At 64.9% G+C, this 19,064-nt stretch carries 16 protein-coding genes; 9 read left to right on the top strand and 7 right to left on the bottom strand.

Annotation, left to right across the window (positions count from 1 at the left end; all coding sequences use genetic code 11):
* Nucleotides 1-11 precede the first annotated feature (11 nt).
* The 4 genes from ftsH to ligD (HZB49_RS08570) all read left to right on the top strand — a co-directional run bounded on the left by ftsH (nt 12) and on the right by ligD (HZB49_RS08570) (nt 4,688).
* Entirely contained in the window at nt 12-1,853 is a 1,842-nt protein-coding gene (ftsH, locus tag HZB49_RS08555) for an ATP-dependent zinc metalloprotease FtsH (protein ID WP_291610101.1), read from the top strand.
* A gap of 278 nt (nt 1,854-2,131) precedes the next feature.
* A complete protein-coding gene (locus HZB49_RS08560) occupies nt 2,132-2,785 on the top strand; it encodes a DNA polymerase ligase N-terminal domain-containing protein (protein WP_291610103.1) in 654 nt (217 codons plus the stop codon).
* Nucleotides 2,782-3,744, top strand: coding sequence for a non-homologous end-joining DNA ligase (ligD, locus tag HZB49_RS08565; protein ID WP_291610105.1), 963 nt, complete (start codon nt 2,782-2,784; stop codon nt 3,742-3,744). The genes HZB49_RS08560 and ligD (HZB49_RS08565) overlap by 4 nt, the downstream gene beginning before the upstream one ends.
* On the top strand, nt 3,741-4,688 hold the full coding sequence (ligD, locus tag HZB49_RS08570) for a non-homologous end-joining DNA ligase (RefSeq protein ID WP_291610107.1): 948 nt from the start codon (nt 3,741-3,743) through the stop codon (nt 4,686-4,688). Before ligD (HZB49_RS08565) ends, ligD (HZB49_RS08570) begins: the two co-directional genes overlap by 4 nt.
* A 4-nt stretch (nt 4,689-4,692) precedes the next feature.
* Here the strand turns inward: ligD (HZB49_RS08570) and HZB49_RS08575 are convergent, their stop codons facing one another.
* Nucleotides 4,693-5,793, bottom strand: a complete 1,101-nt coding sequence (locus HZB49_RS08575; RefSeq protein WP_291610109.1) for an FAD-dependent oxidoreductase — start codon at nt 5,791-5,793, stop codon at nt 4,693-4,695.
* Nucleotides 5,794-5,834: 41 nt separating this feature from the next.
* The gene (locus HZB49_RS08580) at nt 5,835-6,128 is read right to left on the bottom strand and encodes an antibiotic biosynthesis monooxygenase (RefSeq protein ID WP_291610111.1); all 294 of its coding nucleotides are present in this window, start codon (nt 6,126-6,128) and stop codon (nt 5,835-5,837) included.
* 355 nt (nt 6,129-6,483) lie between these two features.
* On the opposite strand from HZB49_RS08580, the gene HZB49_RS08585 reads away from it, so the two are divergent.
* On the top strand, nt 6,484-7,476 hold the full coding sequence (locus HZB49_RS08585; protein WP_291610113.1) for an SGNH/GDSL hydrolase family protein: 993 nt from the start codon (nt 6,484-6,486) through the stop codon (nt 7,474-7,476).
* A gap of 6 nt (nt 7,477-7,482) precedes the next feature.
* Here HZB49_RS08585 and HZB49_RS08590 read toward each other — a convergent pair whose 3' ends face one another.
* From HZB49_RS08590 to HZB49_RS08605, 4 genes are all read right to left on the bottom strand, one after another.
* A complete protein-coding gene (locus HZB49_RS08590) occupies nt 7,483-10,020 on the bottom strand; it encodes a branched-chain amino acid ABC transporter ATP-binding protein/permease (RefSeq protein WP_291610115.1) in 2,538 nt (845 codons plus the stop codon).
* Nucleotides 10,017-10,892, bottom strand: coding sequence for a branched-chain amino acid ABC transporter permease (locus HZB49_RS08595; RefSeq protein WP_291610117.1), 876 nt, complete (start codon nt 10,890-10,892; stop codon nt 10,017-10,019). Before HZB49_RS08595 ends, HZB49_RS08590 begins: the two co-directional genes overlap by 4 nt.
* 82 nt (nt 10,893-10,974) lie before the next feature.
* On the bottom strand, nt 10,975-12,219 hold the full coding sequence (locus tag HZB49_RS08600) for an ABC transporter substrate-binding protein (RefSeq protein WP_291610119.1): 1,245 nt from the start codon (nt 12,217-12,219) through the stop codon (nt 10,975-10,977).
* A gap of 160 nt (nt 12,220-12,379) precedes the next feature.
* Nucleotides 12,380-13,294, bottom strand: a complete 915-nt coding sequence (locus HZB49_RS08605; protein WP_291610122.1) for an IclR family transcriptional regulator — start codon at nt 13,292-13,294, stop codon at nt 12,380-12,382.
* A gap of 208 nt (nt 13,295-13,502) precedes the next feature.
* Between HZB49_RS08605 and HZB49_RS08610 the strand changes: the two genes are divergently transcribed.
* The 3 genes from HZB49_RS08610 (at nt 13,503) to HZB49_RS08620 (ending at nt 16,489) form a co-directional block, all read left to right on the top strand.
* Complete coding sequence (locus HZB49_RS08610; protein ID WP_291610124.1) at nt 13,503-15,302, top strand: thiamine pyrophosphate-binding protein; 1,800 nt, start codon at nt 13,503-13,505, stop codon at nt 15,300-15,302.
* 69 nt (nt 15,303-15,371) lie between these two features.
* Complete coding sequence (locus HZB49_RS08615) at nt 15,372-16,076, top strand: SDR family oxidoreductase (RefSeq protein WP_291610126.1); 705 nt, start codon at nt 15,372-15,374, stop codon at nt 16,074-16,076.
* A gap of 32 nt (nt 16,077-16,108) precedes the next feature.
* Nucleotides 16,109-16,489: a cupin domain-containing protein gene (locus HZB49_RS08620; RefSeq protein ID WP_291610128.1), complete on the top strand. Its 381-nt coding sequence runs from the start codon at nt 16,109-16,111 to the stop codon at nt 16,487-16,489.
* A gap of 86 nt (nt 16,490-16,575) precedes the next feature.
* Here the strand turns inward: HZB49_RS08620 and HZB49_RS08625 are convergent, their stop codons facing one another.
* Complete coding sequence (locus HZB49_RS08625) at nt 16,576-16,854, bottom strand: hypothetical protein (RefSeq protein ID WP_291610130.1); 279 nt, start codon at nt 16,852-16,854, stop codon at nt 16,576-16,578.
* Nucleotides 16,855-17,176: 322 nt separating this feature from the next.
* On the opposite strand from HZB49_RS08625, the gene HZB49_RS08630 reads away from it, so the two are divergent.
* Nucleotides 17,177-18,985: a carbamoyltransferase C-terminal domain-containing protein gene (locus HZB49_RS08630; RefSeq protein ID WP_291610132.1), complete on the top strand. Its 1,809-nt coding sequence runs from the start codon at nt 17,177-17,179 to the stop codon at nt 18,983-18,985.
* Nucleotides 18,986-19,064 lie beyond the last annotated feature (79 nt).

Here is a 19,064-nt window from a genome sequence, read left to right on the forward strand (position 1 = left end):
CCGATAACAGCATGAGGCCCGATCAACCGTCGCGGATGCAAAAGATCGCGCTTGGCCTGATGGCCGCCGCTGTCATTGGCACGCTGGTGCTCGAATGGATGTTCATACCATTCACCCAGGTCGACACCATTCCCTACAGCCAGTTCGAAAGCCTGGTCGCCGAAGGCAGTGTCACCGAGGTCACGATCGGTGCGGATACGATCCAGGGCAAGGTCAGGGACAAGCTGCCGAGCGGGAAATCCGCATTCATCACGGCGCGTGTCGATCCCGCGCTTGCCGAAAAGCTGGCAAGGAAGAATGTCGTCGTGACCGGCGTGCCGGCAGGCGGCCTGCTGCAGAGCATCCTCGGCTGGATATTTCCGATCCTGATGTTCTTCCTGGTGTGGCTGTGGCTGAGCCGGCGCGAGGGGGGCGTAGGCGGCCTGATGTCGATCGGCAAGTCGCGCGCCAAGGTCTACGCCGAGAAGGAGACCAAGGTCAGTTTTGCGGACGTCGCCGGTGTCGACGAGGCCAAGTTTGAATTGCAGGAGGTCGTTTCATTCCTCAAGGATCCAAGCAGCTATGGGCGGCTTGGGGCGCACGTTCCCAAGGGCATCCTGCTGGTGGGACCTCCCGGCACGGGCAAGACCCTGCTTGCGCGCGCCGTTGCCGGCGAAGCCGGGGTGCCGTTCTTCTCGATTTCCGGCTCGGAATTCGTGGAGATGTTCGTAGGCGTCGGCGCTGCGCGTGTGCGCGACCTGTTCGAGCAGGCGCGCAGTGCCGCGCCCTGCATCATCTTCATCGACGAGCTCGATGCGCTCGGCCGCAGCCGCGTTCCCGGTGCATTCGGCGGTTACGACGAGAAGGAACAGACCCTCAACCAGCTGCTCGCCGAGCTTGACGGCTTTGATCCCCGGGTCGGCGTCATCCTGCTCGCGGCCACCAACCGGCCCGAAATTCTCGATCCCGCGCTGCTGCGGGCGGGACGGTTCGACCGCCAGGTGCTGGTGGATCGTCCGGACAAGGGCGGCCGCGTTGCCATTCTCAAGGTGCATGTGCGGAAGGTCCAGCTCGGCAAGGACGTCGATCTGGACAAGATCGCGGGGCTGACCACCGGCTTCACCGGTGCCGACATCGCCAACCTGATCAATGAAGCGGCGATCGCCGCCACGCGACGGAACGGCGAAAATGTTACGTTCGACGACTTCACGGTCGCGATCGAGCGGATCGTGGCCGGCATCGAAAAGAAGAGCAGGGTGCTTGGCACGGACGAGCGGCGCCGGGTCGCCTATCACGAAATGGGCCACGCGCTGGTTGCCGCCAGCCTGTCCGGCGTCGATCCCGTGCAGAAAGTATCCATCGTGCCGCGCGGTGTCGGCGCGCTCGGCTATACCATGCAGCGCCCCACCGAGGACCGCTTCCTGCTTTCGACGAACGACCTGAAGAACCGGATAGCGGTGTTGATGGGAGGCCGCGCCTCCGAACGGCTGATCTACGACGGCGATGTGTCGACCGGCGCCGCAGACGACCTGCAGCGTGCGACGGAAATCGCCGTCGAGATGGTTACCAAGCATGGCATGGATTCCGTAGTGGGGCAGCGCACCTATGCGCCGCGGCCTCAGACTTTCCTGTCCGCCTCACAAGACCTCGCGGTCAGCGCGGCGGAAGCCACCGCGCGGGAAATCGATCTTGCCGTTCGACGGCTGGTCGAGGAGGGCGATGCCACGGCGCGGCAGATTCTCGAAAAGCGCAAGGCAGATCTCGACGCAGGGGTTGCCCTCCTGATCGCACACGAAACACTCACGGCGGAGGAGTTTGCTCCGCTTCGCTCCGCAGGCAGTCCCGGACCCGGTAAGGTCGCTCTGCGGGCTTGACCCGCCGGCCGCGGGCATCCTCGATCTCGGGAGACTGATCTGGCATGCAACACTCCGGTTCAGACAAGTTCTTCGCACCAGGCCCGCCCTCGAAGCGGCGAACCCCGCCTTCCGAACAGACCGATGAAGCGCCGGGCCTCGTCGAGAGCGAAGATGTCGACGTCGAACGTGAAGCTCCCCTGGGCGAAAACGAACCGGTCGAGCGAACTCCGCCCGACAGGCCAGGCTCGGAACCGCCGGCGTTCGAGGAATAGGCGCGGTTGGGGCGGAGGGCAGGCATGCACGGCAACCGGCGCAGAATTGTACGGCATGCTTCCAGCCTGAACCGCTACCAAAGCAAGCGCAATTTTCAGCGGTCGCCGGAGCCGAAGCCCGGTTCCAAGACCAAGCCCAAGACCAAGACCAGGCGCAGCGGCCGGCACCACGCGCGCCTTGCCTTCGTGGTGCAGAAGCACCGGGCGTCGCACCTTCACTATGATTTTCGCCTCGAGCTGGACGGCGTCCTGAAAAGCTGGGCGGTCCCGAAGGGGCCTTCGCTCGACCCGAAACAAAAGCGGCTCGCGATGCGGGTCGAGGATCACCCCCTCGCATATCGGACCTTCGAGGGCAGGATTCCGGAAGGCAATTACGGTGCCGGCGAAGTCATCGTGTGGGACAGAGGGACTTACCGCTGCGCGGAGGCGAGCGGGGAAGAGGCCGTACGCCGGCAGTTGCGCAAGGGGGCGCTGAAGATCGTCCTGCGCGGGCACAAGCTCAAAGGCGGGTTTGCACTGGTAAGGCTGGCTACGCCGCGGCGGTGGCTCCTGATCAAGTCGAGCGACCAATACGCGACACTGCGAGACGTCACGCGGGATGATCGATCGGTCAGGACGCATCGCAGGCTGGCCGACGCAGCGCCGTCCGGCGCACGCCGAAAGGCACATCGGCGATGACCGGGAAAAAGGCCAGGCAGCGGATTTCAAAGGCCGCGCTCAGCCCGATGCTGGCGACGCTGATCGACGCGCCGTTCGACGATCCCGACTGGATATTTGAAACCAAGTGGGACGGCTACCGGATCATTGCCCGGATTGACGACGGGAAGGTGAGCCTGCTGTCGCGCCGGGGCAAGGACGTCACGCGGGATTATCCGCGAATTGCTGCGGCACTCACAAGGCTCAGGCGCGCACGCCATGCCGCCATCGACGGCGAACTCGTCGCACTCGACAAACGCGGCCGGTCGCGGTTTCAGTTGCTGCAAAATGCCGCCAACACGCGAACGCGCCTGGTTTATTATGTCTTCGATCTGCTGTTCCTGAACGGCAAGGATTTGCGGCGACTCCCGCTCGTCGAGCGCAAACGCCAGCTGAAGTCGTTGCTCAGGCCGGGCAGGATGGTCCGCTACAGCAGGCACGTCAGGCGAACCGGCAAGGCCGCCTTTCGCAATGCCAGGCGGCGCGGCTACGAAGGCATCATGGCCAAACGCGCCGAAGGGCCATACGCATCCGGCAGGCGCACGCGGGAGTGGCTGAAGATCAAGACCGGGCTGCGTCAGGAGGTCGTGATCGTCGGATACACGCGGCCGCAACGCTCCCGGCAATATTTCGGCGCGCTGGTGCTTGCCGTGCGGCAGGCCGGCAAGTGGAAGTATGTCGGGCGCGCCGGGACAGGGTTCGATCGCGACAGCCTCAAGTCGATCCATGCCAAGCTCGCGCGGCTGCGCTCGGCGCGTAAGCCGATCGACGCCAGCGTTCCCGGCGAACGCTCGACAATTTGGGTCCGTCCGCGCCTGGTATGCGAGGTCAAATTCACGGAGTGGACTGCCGACGGGCAAATGCGGCACCCCGCCTTTGTCGGCCTGAGGACCGACAAGCCCGCACGGAGCGTGGTCCGGGAAAGGAGGGCGCTGGCATGAGCCCGGTCGAACTGAAGAATCTCGACAAGGTCTTCTGGCCGAAGGAGGGCTTCACCAAGGGAGACGTCGTTCGCTATTACGATCGGATGTCGAGCCTCATCCTGCCCTATCTGAGAGGGCGCCCGATGGTGCTGGTGCGCCATCCGAACGGCATCAAGGGCGCGAGCTTCTTTCAGAAGAACGTCGCTTCGATCCATCTGCCGTCATACGTCAAGACGGTCAGGATCCGGGCCCGGAGCACCGGACGGGACGTGCACTACATCGTCTGCAACAACAAGGCGACGCTGCTGTATCTGGCGAACCTCGGGTGCATCGAAATGCACACATGGGGCTCGCAGGTGAGGAAGCTTCATTGCCCCGGCTACATGGTGATCGATCTCGACCTGGGCGGAAATTCTTTCGCAGAGGTCGCGGCCGTCGCACGGGAAACGCGCAAGGTCATTGCCGCCGCAGGCGGGACCAGCCTGGTCAAGACCTCCGGCAAGCGGGGAATCCACGTCTACGTTCCGCTGCGGCCCATCTACGATTTCGACGAGGTCAGGTCGGTCGCAAGGCTGGTTGCCGAAATCGTCAACCGCCGCATGCCGAGGTTGACGACGACCTCTCCAAGGCTCAGCGGCCGCAGGAAGAAGATCTATCTCGACTGCGCCCGCAATGGCTTTGGCCAGACCACCGTCGCCCCGTATTCGCTGCGGGCGTTCGCCAAGGCGACGGTTTCGGCGCCGGTAGACTGGCGCGAATTGACGGGGGCCTGCAGTCCGGCGCGCTATAATTTGTGCTCGATGGCAAGGCGCGTCCGGATGAAGGGCGATCCCTGGCAGAAGGCCATGTGCAAGCCGAACAGCCTTCGCAAGCTCGAAGCCTCCCTCAGGAAGATGTTGTCGCCGGACAAGGCAGCCGGAGCGAGGGGCCGCGCGAAACCGGGAAGTCATCGGCGCCGTTAGTTTCCTACCGAAGCCGGCGAGGATCGAGCGCCTGCAACCGGCCCGGATCGAAAGGCGCAAGATCGATGCTGTGCGTCCGGCCGCCGGCGATCAGTTCGGCCAGGGCCTCGCCGGTGGCCGGTGCATTGAGGATTCCCCAGACGCTGTGGCCGGTGGCGACGTAAGCGCCCGCGGCTCCTGGGACCGGGCCGATCAGGGGCAGGCCGTCCTCGGTGACCGGACGGAAGCAGGACTGCCGGGCTGAGATCCGCTCGGGGCGGAAGGCGGGCGACAGCCGCCCGGCGATCGCCTGCAGGCGTTCGATGGCGCGCGGGTCCGGTGCGATGGCGGCCGGGTCGGTTGGAAGCGGCGACTGGTCGGAGAAGGCGGTGATGTGCGTGGTACCGTCGCCGCGGGGGAAGACTTCGATCGATACGGCCTCATGCCCCTCGTTCTGATATTCGAGAAACAGCGCGTCGGCCGGGACATCCGTGCCGGTGTCGTAGACAAGGCTCGGGCTTTGCAGGCCGTAGACAGCGGGCAGCGCCATCCATTGCGCCGCCAGCACCGACCACGGTCCCATCGCGATGACGACGGCATCGGACTCGATGGTGCCGTCGTCGACCGTTACACCCGTCACAGCAGTCCCATCTGCGTCGCGAACGAGGCCGGCGACGCGTCCCGCATGCAGCCTCGCGCCGAGACCTTGCGCAGCCTTCAGCATGGCCGCGGTGAAGCTGCGCGGCGGCACGATCGCGGTGGTTTTGGGTGTGCCGAGCCGAGAGGCGATGACGACCCCGTCGGAGAGCCAGCCGAGCTCGGAAGGCACATGGCGGTGCGGCGAATGCTCGCCGAGGACCACGCCGCCATAGGCATTCATGCGGCGGTAGCTCCAATCCGCTCCCACTTCCCTTGGCAGGGCAGCGTGAAGCTCAAAACTCCGCCGCGCCAGCGCATCGAGCGCTGTGCCGGCGCACCAGTCGAGTGCCAGAAAGCCGCCGGCCTTGCCGGAAGCGGCAGCGGCGACTTCCGTTCGTTCCACCACGCTGACGTCGATGCCGCGGCGACAGAGGAAATACGCGGTGCATGCGCCGATCACGCCGGCGCCGCAGATCACGACATGCATGGCGTCTCACTGGTCTGCGGCGCGACGGAGATCGGCCTGCCTCACGCCAGCGTATGCACGATGACCGGGCCCGCCATCGCCGTGGCAGGTCCGGTCAGCAGCGGCGCCAGATCCTTTTCGATCCAGGCAAGGGCCCGGCGGTTGGCTTCTTCGGCACCGGCGAAATTGTTGAACAGGCTGATCGCGGTGACGGTGTCGTCAGGGGCATAGACGACGTAGTAGCCCATGAAGCCCTCGACACCGCTGATGATCGGGATGGCGCCTTCCTTGATCCGGCGCGTCAGCTCTTCGGCCATGCCGGTCTTGGCTTTACCCTGGCGGATGGCGGCGTACATGCGGTCCTCCTTCCGGCTGTTGCCGCAACTGCAACGCATTGGCGTCAGCGTCGGCTGAAGGGAATGCTACGCCAAGGCCGGGCAAGGCACCATCGCCCCGAGGGCGGGCGGGGAATCTTCCCTCCAATTTGATCTGGCGCAAATCGGACCCGGCGAATCCGGATCATAGTGCAGCCTTTCCTACCCCTAGAGCATGACTGCCGGCCGCCTCAAAACGGCCGGCAATTTTTTTGCCCCGCCGGGAGGCGGCCGCCCCCGCGGAGCGGCGCTTGCCGGAACCGGACCGCCCCCTTATGACGTGCTTCCGCATCCCGGCATCCCCCGGCATGATCGGGCAAAAGCAGAGACGAAGTGCGTGGCTGGAAGCAATCGGGGCCGGGAAATCTTCAAATCGGCGGGTATTTCGCTGGCTATTGCGCTGGTGACGCTGGCGGGGCTGGAAATCGTGCTGCGCGTCGCCGATTTCCGGGAGCTGCGCGAGACGCTGACCGAGCGCTCGCTGGCCTATGACTATGACCCGGAACTCGGCTGGATGCCGCAGCCGGGCTCAGCGGCAACCGTGGAAACCTTCCGCACCACGCATTACAGGCACAACAGCCTCGGCCTGCGTGACGAGGAATTCAAGGCCGACGCGAGGCCGACCATCCTGTTCCTCGGTGACTCCTTCGTCTGGGGTCTGGATTCCGAAGCCGAGGAGCGCTTCAGCGATCTGCTGAAACCGAGAATTCCCGGCCACAAGATCCTGGCCGCCGGCGTGTCCGGCTACGGCACCGATCAGGAATATCTGCTGCTGCAAAAATTGTGGCCGAAGGTCAAACCCTCGGTCGTGGTCCTGATCTTCTGCGCCGACAACGACCGGCTGGATAACATGACCAGCCACCGCTACGAGAATTATCAAAAGCCCTACTTCGTGACCCGGCCGGACGGGTCGCTGGTGCTGGCAGGGCAGCCTGTCCCGAGATCCCATCTGCTGTACTACAGGGACAACTGGCTGGTGCGAAATCTCTGGCTGGCGCGGCTGGCGACCAACGCCTATGTGCGGCTGCGGCATCCCAGGGTGGAGGTGCCCGATCCCACCGAAAAGCTGATCGGGAAGATTCGTGAATTGGTCGAAGGCAACGGTGCCAGGTTCATGGTCGGGATTCAGACCACGGCCAGCGATCAGACACTGGTGCCATATCTCGAAGCCAACCGGATTCCGTTCGTGAAGCTGGAGGGTGCCGACTACATCAGGGAAGCCAAGAGCTGGGGCCCGCACTGGACGCCTGCGGGCCAGAAGGACGTGGCAGAGCGGATATTCGGGATGCTGTCCGCCAACAATGTCGTTCAGGCCAGGCCGGCGCGGTAGCGCGAGTTACAGCCACAGGATCTTCTTGCGGTAGTCGAGATCGGTCAGCAGCGGCGCCGCCGCCCCCTCGTGGAATACGGCGCCGCGCTCCAGCGCAAAGACGCGGTCGGCCAGCGCCAGCACGAGGTCGAGATTGTGCTCGACGATGATGATGGAGATGTGCTGCCGCAGGCGATCGAACACGCGGAAGAGTTCGAGGATGACGGCGGGCGCCAGGCCCTCGAAGGGCTCGTCGAGCAGCAGCAGCCGGACGTTGCCCGACATGGCGCGGGCGACTGCCACCATCTGCTGCTCGCCGCCGGAGAGGTAGTCTGCGGCAATGTCCATGCGCTCCTTCAGGCGCGGGAAGTAGCCGAGAATTTGCTCCTCGTTCCACACCGCGCCAGCGCTGCCGTCGGTCTTGCGGGCGAGGCGGCCGAGCGCGAGGTTCTCCCGCACCGTCATGCCGGCGAACAGGCCGCGGCCCTGCGGCACATAGCCGATGCCGAGGCGGGCGATATCGGGCGCGGCGAGGCGGGTGATGTCCCGGCCGGCGAATGCGATTTCGCCTGACGCCGCCGGCACCAGGCCTGCCAGCGTCTTCAGCAAAGTGGATTTGCCGGCGCCGTTGCGGCCGAGCAGGGCGACGATCTCGCCTTCGCGCACGTCGAGCGTGGCGTCATGCAGGATGTGGCTCTTGCCGTAGAAGGCGTTGACACCGGCAAAGCGCAGGATCGGCGCGGCATCCCGGCCCGCAGACAGCGTCGGGCTGTGGGCGACGGCAGGCGTTCCGGTGCCAGTATAGACTTCCTGCACCCGGCGATCGGCGCGCACCGCCTCGGGCGACCCGGTCATCAGGATCTCGCCCTGGTTCATCACGGTCACTTCGTGGGAGAAGCCGAGCACGCGGTCGATGTCGTGCTCGACGATCAGCACGGGAATGTTTTGCGCGACGTTCCTGACCAGGTTCGAGACTCGCTCTCGCTCGGCGGCGGCTAACCCCGCCAGGGGCTCGTCGAGCAGCAGGACCTGCGGCTTCGAGCCGAGTGCAATACCGAGATCGACCAGCCGCTGTCCGCCATAGGAGAGGTTGCCGCCCTCGATATTCTCGATGCCTTCCAGGCCGAGGAATTTGATGAGTTCGGCGGTCTCGGCGTGGACGCCGCGGTAATGGTCGATGTCGCGCCAGATGTCGAATCGGCCGGGCGCACGCGCCTGCAGCGACAGGCGCAGATTCTCGTAGATCGAAAGTCCCTTGAACAGGTTGGTAATCTGGAAGGAGCGGGCGAGGCCCTGGTGGCAGATCAGTTCCGACGGCACGCCCTGGATTTCCCGGCCGTGCAGGCGGATGGTGCCGGCATCCGGCGCGAAGAGGCCGGAGACGAGATTGAACAGCGTGGTCTTGCCGGCGCCGTTCGGACCGATCAGTGCGTGGATTTCGCCTGCGCGTACCTGAAGGCTGGCGTCGCGCACGGCGCGAATGCCTCCGAAGGATTTCGAGACGCCGATAACCTCAAGCACCGTGCCTTCGCCGGCGCGAGGCCGCAAGAACTCCGGCATGGGCAGGCCCTCGTAGATCCTGCGCCGGCTCATGGCCGCGGTTTCTTCCGGCGGCGGCCACCAGCGCCTGGCGAGCGTCGACCAGATGCCGACGAGGCCGCCCGGCGAATACAGCACGAAGGCGACGAACAACAGGCCGAACCAGAGCAGCCAGTTCGGTGTCCAGATCGACAGCAGTTCGCGGAACAGGATGAAGAACAGCGCGCCCAGCGCGGGCCCCAGCATGCTCTGCATGCCGCCGATCACGACGACCGCCAGCAGTTCGCCGGAGAAGGGGACGGAGACGGCCTCCGCCGAAACCAGATAGTTCTGGAAGCCGATCAGCCCGCCCGCGAAGCCGGTGACGACGGCCGAGATCACGAACACAGCGAGCTTGTAGCGCTCGACCGGATAGCCCTGGAAGCGGGCGCGCAGTTCGTTCTCGCGGATCGCCATCAGGACATGGCCGAACGGCGAGCGCACCAGACGGAGCAGCAGGAAGAGAACGCCAAGGCTCAGGATGGCGACAACGATGTAATAATGGAGCGCATTGTCGAGGCTGACGCCGCCGATGCTGCCGCGCTTGAGGCCGCCGAGGCCGTCCTCACCGCCGGTCAGGCTGGTCCAGCGGAAGGCGGTAGTGTAGGCGAGCGCGGCGAGCGCGAGCGTCAGCAGCGAGAAGTAGACACCGCGCCTGCGCAGGATCACCGCGCCGACGAAGGCGGACGCCGCCGCGACCACGATGGTGGAGAGAACCAGCGGCAGCCAGATCTGGCCGGGAAACCAGTTGAGCTGGATCAGGCCGGCGGCATAGGCGCCGATGCCGAACCAGGTGCCATGGCCGAAAGAGACGAGGCCGGTGTAGCCGATACAGAGATTGAGCCCCATCGCGGCGACCGCGAGCGCCACGATCATGGTGCCGGTGTTGTGGGAAAGGCCCATCGCCGCCAGCGCAAAGGGTAGCACGATCACGGCAAGGACCGCGATCAGCAGCGGGCGGTATTTTTGCGCCGAAGGGGTGATCATTCGAACTTCTCGATCCGCTCGCCGAGTAGTCCGCGCGGGCGGACCAGCAGCACCAGGAACATCAGGACGTAGATCGAGGCCTCGCCCGCGGCGGGCTCGAAATGGATGGTGATGCCGCGCACCACCCCGACCAGCAGCGCCGCGAGCACGACGCCCCAGAAGCTGCCGAGGCCGCCGATCACGACGACGACGAAGGCCACCGTGATGATCTCCGAGCCCATCGCGGGATGGACGATGGAGATCGGCGCAAAGAAGGCGCCGGCGAGCGCCGCCATGCCGACGCCGAGCATCACGACCGCGGTCATGTAGGGCTGCAACCGGATGCCCAGCGCAGCCACCATGTCGGGCCGCTGGATGCCCGCGCGCACCACGCGGCCGAACGAGGTCTTGTGCAGGAGCAGCCAGACCCCGAGCAGGATGGCCGCGACGACGGCGAGGATCAGCAAGCGGTAGCGCGAGAACAGGAAGTCGCCGACAAACACCGAGCCGCGGAACATCGGCGGGATCGAGGCCGGCAGCGGCGGCGATCCCCAGATGATGCGGATAGCCTGCTCCGCGACCATGGCAAGCCCGAAGGTCACGAGCAGGCTAAGGATCGGGTCCGAGGTGTAGAAGCGGCGCAGGATGAAGCGCTCGAAGAGGATGCCGAGCAGAGCCACCGCCACCGGTGAGAGCGCTACCGCGCCGCCGAAGCCCAATCGCTTGGTGATCTCGACCGAGATGTAGGCGCCGAGCGCGTAGAACGCGCCATGGGCGAGATTGACGATGCCGCCGACGCTGAAGATCAGCGACAGCCCGAGCGCGATCAGGAGGTAGTAGCCTCCGAGCACGAGGCCGTTGACCACCTGTTCCAGCAAGAAGGCGAATTGCATGGACGCTGCTTTGCCTCAAACAAAAGACGGCGCCGGCTGATTGGTGCCGGCGCCGCTGACGCCAACGAAGGGGAAAGTGGCGTCAAGCCTTCATTTCGCAGGGATTCTGCGCTTTCATCGGATAGATCGATTCCAGCGGCTCGTTCGCCACCGGCACCGGGGCGCCGAGCACCAGCATGTCCCATTTGTCCTTCATCTCGCCCTTCGGCTTCACCGTGAAGGGATAGGCCTCCTGCACGAGCTGATGATCCCAGGCGCGGAAGTAACCCTTGCGCGCCTTCATGATGTCGAACTGGGTTTCCTTCTCGAAATAGGCGATCAGCGCATCGGTCTCGGTCGACTTGGTGGTCTCGATCGCCTGCGCGATCAGCTTCAGCGTGACGTAGTCGATCCAGGCGTGGTTCTCCGGCGGCTTGTCGTATTTCTTGGTGAAGGCCGCGACGAAGGCCTTCGAAGCCGGATTGTCGAGGGTGTGATACCAGACGGTCGGCCAGGTGCCGGAGAGATTGCCTTCTCCCATCGCCCAGGCATCGCCGGTGTTGAGGTTGAAGCCGACCAGCGGGTAGGGGAAGCCGAACTCGGCATATTGCTTGACGAGGTTGGTGACCTGGTTGCCGGCGAGGTTGCAGCAGACCACATCGGGCTTGGCCTGGCGGATCTTCAGAAGGTACGGGCTGAAATCGGTGACGTCGGTGGCGATCAGCTCGTCGCCGATCAGCGTCGCATCATTGGCGCTGAAGAAGGCCTTTGCAGCCTTCAGGAGATCATGGCCGAAGATGTAGTCCGCCGTGAGCGTGACGAACTTCTTGCCCTTGACCAGGCCCTGCTGCTTCAGCGCGGTGCCGACCGCGTTCACCATCACGGTGTTGGGAATGTCGCAGTGGAAGGAGTAGCGGTTGCAGTTCTTGCCGCGCAGCGCGTCGGAGCGCGCGCCGGTCGAGAAGAACACCTTCTTGTTGCGCTCGGCGACCTGCATGATGGTGAGCGAGGAGGCCGACGAGATTTCGCCGAACAACAGCGCGGCGCCATCCTGCTCGATCATGCGCTGCGCCTTGGTGGCGGCTGTGGCGGGGTTGACCGAGTCCTCCGACATCAGGTCGACCTGCTTGCCCATGATGCCGCCGGCCGCATTGATCTCTTCGGCGGCGAGCTTCACGCCCAGTTGGGCATAGCCGCCGATCGCGCCGAGAAAGCCGGTCAGCGGCACCAGATGCCCGATTTTGATTTTCGCAGCCTGCGCCCGGACGATGGCCGGAAAACCCAGAGCCGACGCGCCGGCAAATGCGGCGCCGCCCTTCAACAACGTACGCCTGTTGTAGCTGACCATGGCTGTTCTCCCTCCCGTGGCGTTGCGACGTCCTGCCCAGATCGCGTATGCGACGATGTGAGAGGCGTTTCTCTATTATGGGAAGATATTTCCGGACCCAGCCGCCGCTGTCAACGCAAATTGCGTCGCAGGCAATCGGCCGACGCCGGAGAGGAGAGATCTAGCCCTTGGCGCCGAATTCGGCGGAAAGGCGAGTAGCCGCCGCCTGCACCTGTCTGGCGCGGGTCTTCAGCATCTCGTCGGTCATCCGCCACACGGGGCCGGAGATGCCGAGCGCGCCGATCACGTCGCCGGTGAAATTGAACACGGGAACTGCAACGCAGCGCACTTCCGCATTGAACTCGCCGTCGTCGACGGCAACCGCGCTGCGCCGGACTTCGGCGATCTCGCGCAGCAGCACGGAGGGGTCGGTGATCGATTTCTTGGTCGAGGGCTTCAACTCGACCCGTTCGAGGAAGCGCTTGAGTTGATCGGGTCGCAGCGACGCCAGGACAATCTTGCCGAGCGCGGTGCAATGGGCGGGACGGACCACGCCGACCCGGTCGGTCAATTGAAACGCGCCGGTGCCGCTGGTGCGGGCGATGACGACCACGGAATCGCCCATTCGCACGGCGAAATGGCCGCTTTCTCCGCTTTCCCGCGAAAGATCCTCCAGGATCGGCGTCGCCAGATTGACCATCTCGATCTCGTCGAGCGCGCTCGCGGCGAGCGCAAACAGCGGCCGGCCGACGCGGTAGCGCTTGGTGTCGCGCTCCTGCCTGATATAGCCGAGCGACACCATGGTCTTGGCGAGATGGAAGGTGGTGGAGTTGTGCAGGCCGACGCGCTTGCTGAGATCCGCAAGTCCGATGCCTTCGCGATGCCGCGCGATCTCCTCCAGGATGGCAAAGGCGCGGCCGAGCGACTGCACGCCGCCGCGGGCACGCTCCTCGGCCTCGTCGTCGATGGTCGGCTGGTTCGACTGCACCAGCCGCGCGATCGCCGGCTTGCGCGGCGCGGCGAGTTTGCCGCCGGTCTTTTCACCGGCCTTCTCGTTCGCCTTCTCGCTGACCCTGGCCTTGGTGCGTGCTTTCACTCTGGTCCTCTCCGCCTCAAACTGGCCTGCATCCAATCAGGCTGCCTCATCGTCCGAATGGCGACCGGCCGCGTCGCCGGCGCTCCTTCGACCATACCACAATAGCAATTGACGTATAGTATTATGAGAAATAGGGTCCGGCCATGTTTAACACCGCGCGGAAGAACGCGGGTGGCCGGCCCTCGAGCCGCAGGGAGAGAGTGATCCGATGCCGAGCAATGCGCTCAACGGCGCCCAAGTCATCGTCGACTACCTGATCCAGGAGAAGGTGCCGCAGGTGTTCGGCCTGTGCGGCCACGGCAACATCCAGTTCATCGACGCGCTCTACGAGCGATCGAGCGACATCAAGACCATTTCCGTGCACCACGAGAGCGTCGCGGGCTTCATGGCCGACGTGTACTACCGCGTCTCCGGCCGGCCGACTGCGACCTTCACCTCGTGCGGACCGGGCTCGGCGAATCTCCCGATCTCGCTGGGCAACGCCTTTCTCGACTCCGTGCCATTCCTGGCCGTGACCGGCAACGTGCCGACCAGCCAGTTCAACCGTGGCGCCTTCCAGGAACTGTACCGGCACTATCAGGCCGATTTTCCCTCCACCGTGCGCTCCTACTGCAAGAAGGTGTTCCAGCCCACGCGCGGCGAGATGGTCCCGCTGGCGGTGCGGCAGGCCTGGAAGACCATGGTGACGGGGCGTCCCGGTCCGGTGGTGCTCGACGTGCCCTTCGACGTGTTCATGGAGGCAGCCGCCGAAGAGGCGCCGGACGCGATCGCGTGGAACGCCAACATTTCCAGCCGCTGCGGCGCCGATCCCGAGGGCGTGGTCAAGGCGGTGGACATGCTGCTGTCGGCCGAGCGGCCGGTGATCATCGTCGGCCAGGGCGTGCGCTATGGCGGTGCGGCCGAGGAGTTGAAGCGGCTGGCGGAGCGGTTGCAGATTCCGGTGGCGGCGTCGGCTTCGGGGCTTGGCGCGCTCGACTGCAACCACCCGCTGGCGCTCGGGCTCGTCGCGCGTGCCGGGCACTACCAGGCCAATCACGCCGCGCGCCAGGCCGATGTGCTGCTCGCGCTCGGCATGCGCTTCGACGATCGCACCTCCAGCTCATGGATCCCGGGTTACTCCTTCACCATTCCGCCAACCAGGCTCATTCACGTCGACATCGATCCCGAAGAAATCGGCCGCAATTATCCGGTGGCACTGGGACTGATGGCCGATGTGCGCACCTTCCTGCGCCAGGTCCACGCCGAACTCGACCGCCGCGGCAATCTCGCGGCCAGGGCGGATGCGCGGCAAAAATGGCTGGGGCAGATCGACGTCTACCGCAAGGAGTGGGACCGCTTCGTCGCGCCGGGCTTTTCCGACGACTCCACGCCGGTCAATCCGCAGCGCGCCGCGCTCGAGATCGACAAGGCGCTGCCGGAAGACGCCATCCTCGTCAGCGACATCGGCGTGCACCACAACTGGCTGCTCGGCTTCTGCAAGCCGCGGCGGCCGGACTCGCTGATCGGCTCGATGGGCTTTGGCCCGATGGGATTTGGCGTGGCCGGCGTGATGGGCGCGAAGTTCGCAGCCCCGGATCGACCGTGCGTGTCGGTCTGCGGCGACGGCGCCTTTTTCATGCACGCCAACGTGCTGGGCACGGCGGTCGAATACAATCTGCCTGTGGTCTGGGTGGTCTGGAACAATTACGCCTATGCCTCGATCCGCGGCCTGCAGCGCGGCTATCTCGGCGGCCGGGAGCTTGCCACCGACTTCCATGATCCCCGTACCGGCCAGCGCTACAATCCGGATTTTGCCGCGATGGCGCGCTCCTGCGGCGTCGAGGGCGTACGGGTCGATCGCGCCGGCGACATCGGCGAGGCCATCCGCAAGGGCATTGCCGCCAACAAGCCGTATTTGATCGACGTCGATATCGCCGCCGACATCAATCCGGCGGGCGCCGGAGTTTGGGAGCTGCCGGGGCTGGGCCAGAGCAAGGCCGGCATCGGCACGCGCTATCAGCCGGTGTGACCGGCAGTGCGAACGGGGCATCCTACTTTGCATGGGGTTGTTTTCGCGATTTTGTGTTGAGGGGACAGAATGGTCTTGAAGGGCAAGAAGGTCGTCGTGGTCGGCGGCTCGTCGGGAATTGGGCTTGCGACCGCGGAAATGGCGAAGCAGGAAGGCGCCGATGTCATCGTTGCCTCGCGCAATGTGGCGAAGCTCGACGCTGTCGCCGAAAAGCTGAATGCGGTCGCGATCCCCGCCGACGTCACCAGCGACGCCAGCGTTACGGACCTGTTTCGCCGCTGCGGGCCGGTGGATCACGTCGTGGTCACCGCGGCGCAACTGCGCACCGGGCCGTTCAGGACGGTTGCGATGGACGACGTCCGCGGCACGATGGAAAGCAAGTTCTGGGGCGCGTGGCGGGTGGCGCGGTCGGCCGATATCCGACCCGGCGGATCGCTGACCCTGGTCACCGGCTTTCTCAGCGTGCGGCCGCGGCCCAATTCGGCCATCGTCGGTGCGGCCAACGGCGCGCTTGAATCGCTGGCGCGCGCGCTCGCGCTCGAACTCGCCCCGGTGCGGGTCAATGCGGTGTCGCCGGGCGTGATCGACACGCCGATCCGCGCCGCCATGCCGGAAGAGGCGCGGCGCGACATGCTGGCAAAGACGGCGGCAAGCCTGCCGGTCGGCCGGGTCGGGCAGGGCGAGGATATCGCGCGGCAGATAATCGCCTTCATGGCCAACGGCTTTGCCACGGGATCGATCGTCTATATCGACGGCGGCGCGCTGGTCAGCTGAGCCGGGCGCAGGCCGCGACAGGGAGCAGGAACATGGCTTCGGACAATGGCGCCTTCATTCGCAACATCGCCGAAGTGCCGTGGCGGGAATTCCCCAACCATTTTGGCGGCGCGCTGTCCAAGCCCCTGGTGATGCCGGAGACTGTGGGCTCGCGCCACATCGACTACCGCATCTCGATGTACCAGCCGATGGCGCATGTCGCGCGCCACAAGCACCTGATACAGGAGCAGATCTACCACGTGCTGGAAGGCGAGGGGCTGATGGAGATCGCGGGCAAGAACCATGTCGTGCGCAAGCACGATTTCATCTTCCTGCCGCCGGGCGTCGAGCACGCAATCTCGAATTCTGGATTGGTCGATCTCGTCTTTCTCGTGATCACCTCGCCGGTGACTGACGACGAGAAGCTGGTCTGACGCTGCGACTGCAACGCAAAATGAAATCGGGCGCACCGGATATCCGGCGCGCCCGATGTTCGGTCAGACCAAACAGATTTATTCGATCACCACCGGCAGACGGTGCGGCCCCAGCGGCGGCTCCAGTAGCAGCGCGGGCCGACATAGGCGCGCGGAGTGTAGTAATAGGCCCGGGGCGCGTAGTAGGCGCGCGGAGCGTAATAGGCTCGCGGTGCATAGCCGCGATAGCCCCAGCCGCGTCCACGCCAGGCCTGCGCCGGCGTCGTGGTCGCGCCAACCAGAATGGCCGACGCACTGACGGCGTAGAGGAACAGCAGTGCTATCGCTGCCAGGCAGCGCGTCAGCAAATTGTAGCGTTTGGCCATCGAGATCTCCCCGGTCACTTCCAACGCCTCAAACCGCATGACGCGATCCCATATACGCGCGAGATCGGGATTCGGTTCGAATGCGCCAAGATGATATTTTTGACGAAGGTTCTTGGAGTCGCGAGAGACTCTATTGAGACGGCAGAGTAAGGTCAAGCTCGCAACCCGTTCATCTACATTGCCTAATTCTGCCTGACGATGAACGGTAGATGAACGGCTGTGCGTCGCGGAAGCTGGCGGCAGGAGGAATGCCATCGTGCAACCCTAGTCTCGACGTCATCGTAAGCTTCAGCCCGAGAGTATTTCCCTCCAGAAAGTGCCAATGCCCAAACAACATACTTACGTCCTTGGTCTCAACACCTATGACCACGACGTCAGCGCGTGCCTGCTGCGCGACGGTGAGATCGCGTTTGCGATCGGCAAGGAGCGGCTGACACGCGAAAAGCACGCCACCGGCTTCTACAAGGAGGTGATCGACTATTGCCTCGATGCCGAGGGCATCACGCTCGCCGACGTCGATCTGGTCGTGCGCAATTGCTACATCATGCCGGTGCCCGACATGGAGGAGCGCCTGACCTATCAGGACATGCCGGGCTTCCTGCCGCCGCCCGAGCGCGAGCAGGCCGAACAGCACCCGTATTTCCGCTCTTCCTCCGACAAGGTCGTCTCGGTCTCGCACCATCTGGCGCATGCCTACAGCGCCTTCGCCGCCTCGCCCTTCGAGGAAGGGGTGGTCATGATCGTCGACGGCGTCGGCAGTTACCGCGCCGATGCGATGGAAAAACTCCCCGAGAATGACGCGGGAAACCCGCTCGCCCGGGAATCCGAGAGCTACTACCGCTTCTCCGGCACGCAGCTCGAATGCCTGAAGAAGGTCTGGCTGGAGCCGTCCCGCGGCATGCTCAACGAGGAATTCTACAGCATGCCGGGTCTCGGGGCGCTGTACAGCCGCGCCTCGACCTACGTGTTCGGCGACTGGAACAAGTGCGGCGAACTGATGGGGCTCGCGCCCTATGGCCGCCGCGACCAATTCAGGCATCTGCTCGAAATGGACGGCGGCGAATTGCGCGTGCCGTCCTGGAACGCTGAATTCAGGCAGCCCTACCTCGTGGGCGCCGGCGACTGGGAGAAGCACCCGTCGATGCGGCATTGGGAGGATCTGGCCTGGCGGGCGCAGGACGACACCGAAAACGTGCTGCTGGCGCGGACGCGCTGGCTGCGCGAAACCACGGGCGCGAAGAACCTTTGTATTGCCGGCGGCGTGGCGCTGAACTGCGTGGCCAACGGCCGGATCGCGCGCGAAGGCGGCTTCGAGAATGTCTGGATCCAGCCCGCGGCCGGCGACGACGGCATCGCAATCGGCTGCGCCTATTACGGCTGGCTCGAAGTGCTGAAGCAGCCGCGCACCCATGTGATGGAGCACGCCTATACCGGCCGTATCTATGGCGAGCACGAGATCGTCAATGCGCTGCAGAAGCCGCTGGTTCGCATCCAGATCAATGCGGTGCGCAGCGACGATATCTGCCGCGACACCGCAAGGCTGCTGGCCGACCAGAAGGTGATCGGCTGGTTCCAGGGGCCGTCCGAATTCGGGCCCCGCGCGCTCGGCAACCGCAGCCTGCTGGCCGATCCGCGCAAGGCCGAGATGAAGGACATCCTCAACAGCCGCGTCAAGCACCGGCAGGCGTTCCGGCCGTTCGCGCCGATCGTGCTGGCCGAGCGGATGAAGGACATTTTCGAAGGCGAGGAGGACTCGCCCTTCATGCTGATTGCCAAGCCCGTGCGGCCGGAGTGGCGCGACAAGATTCCCGGGATTGTGCATGTCGACGGCACCGCGCGGGTGCAGACCGTGCGCGAGGCGACCAATCCGAGGCTCTATCGCCTCTTGAAGGAATTCGACCGGCTGACCGGCGTGCCCGTGCTGATCAACACGTCGTTCAACGTCAAGGGCGAGCCGATCGTGGAAACCCCGCAGGATGCAATGATCTGCTTCCTGACGACGGGCATCGACCACCTTGTGCTGCACGACACGCTGATATCGAAGAATGCGATGCACCGCGTCGTCGCACCGCTGGTGAAGGTCTTCACCGACGTCGGCGCCGTGGTGGCGCAAAGCACGCAGGCGGCGTGAGCGACCGGCCATAGCCCCTCGTGGTGAGGAGCGCGTCTTCGCGCGTCTCGAACCATTTGGCCCGCATCGGGCCTCATCC

Origin of the sequence: Bradyrhizobium sp., from assembly GCF_016219575.1 — a bacterium.
Lineage (GTDB): Bacteria > Pseudomonadota > Alphaproteobacteria > Rhizobiales > Xanthobacteraceae > Bradyrhizobium.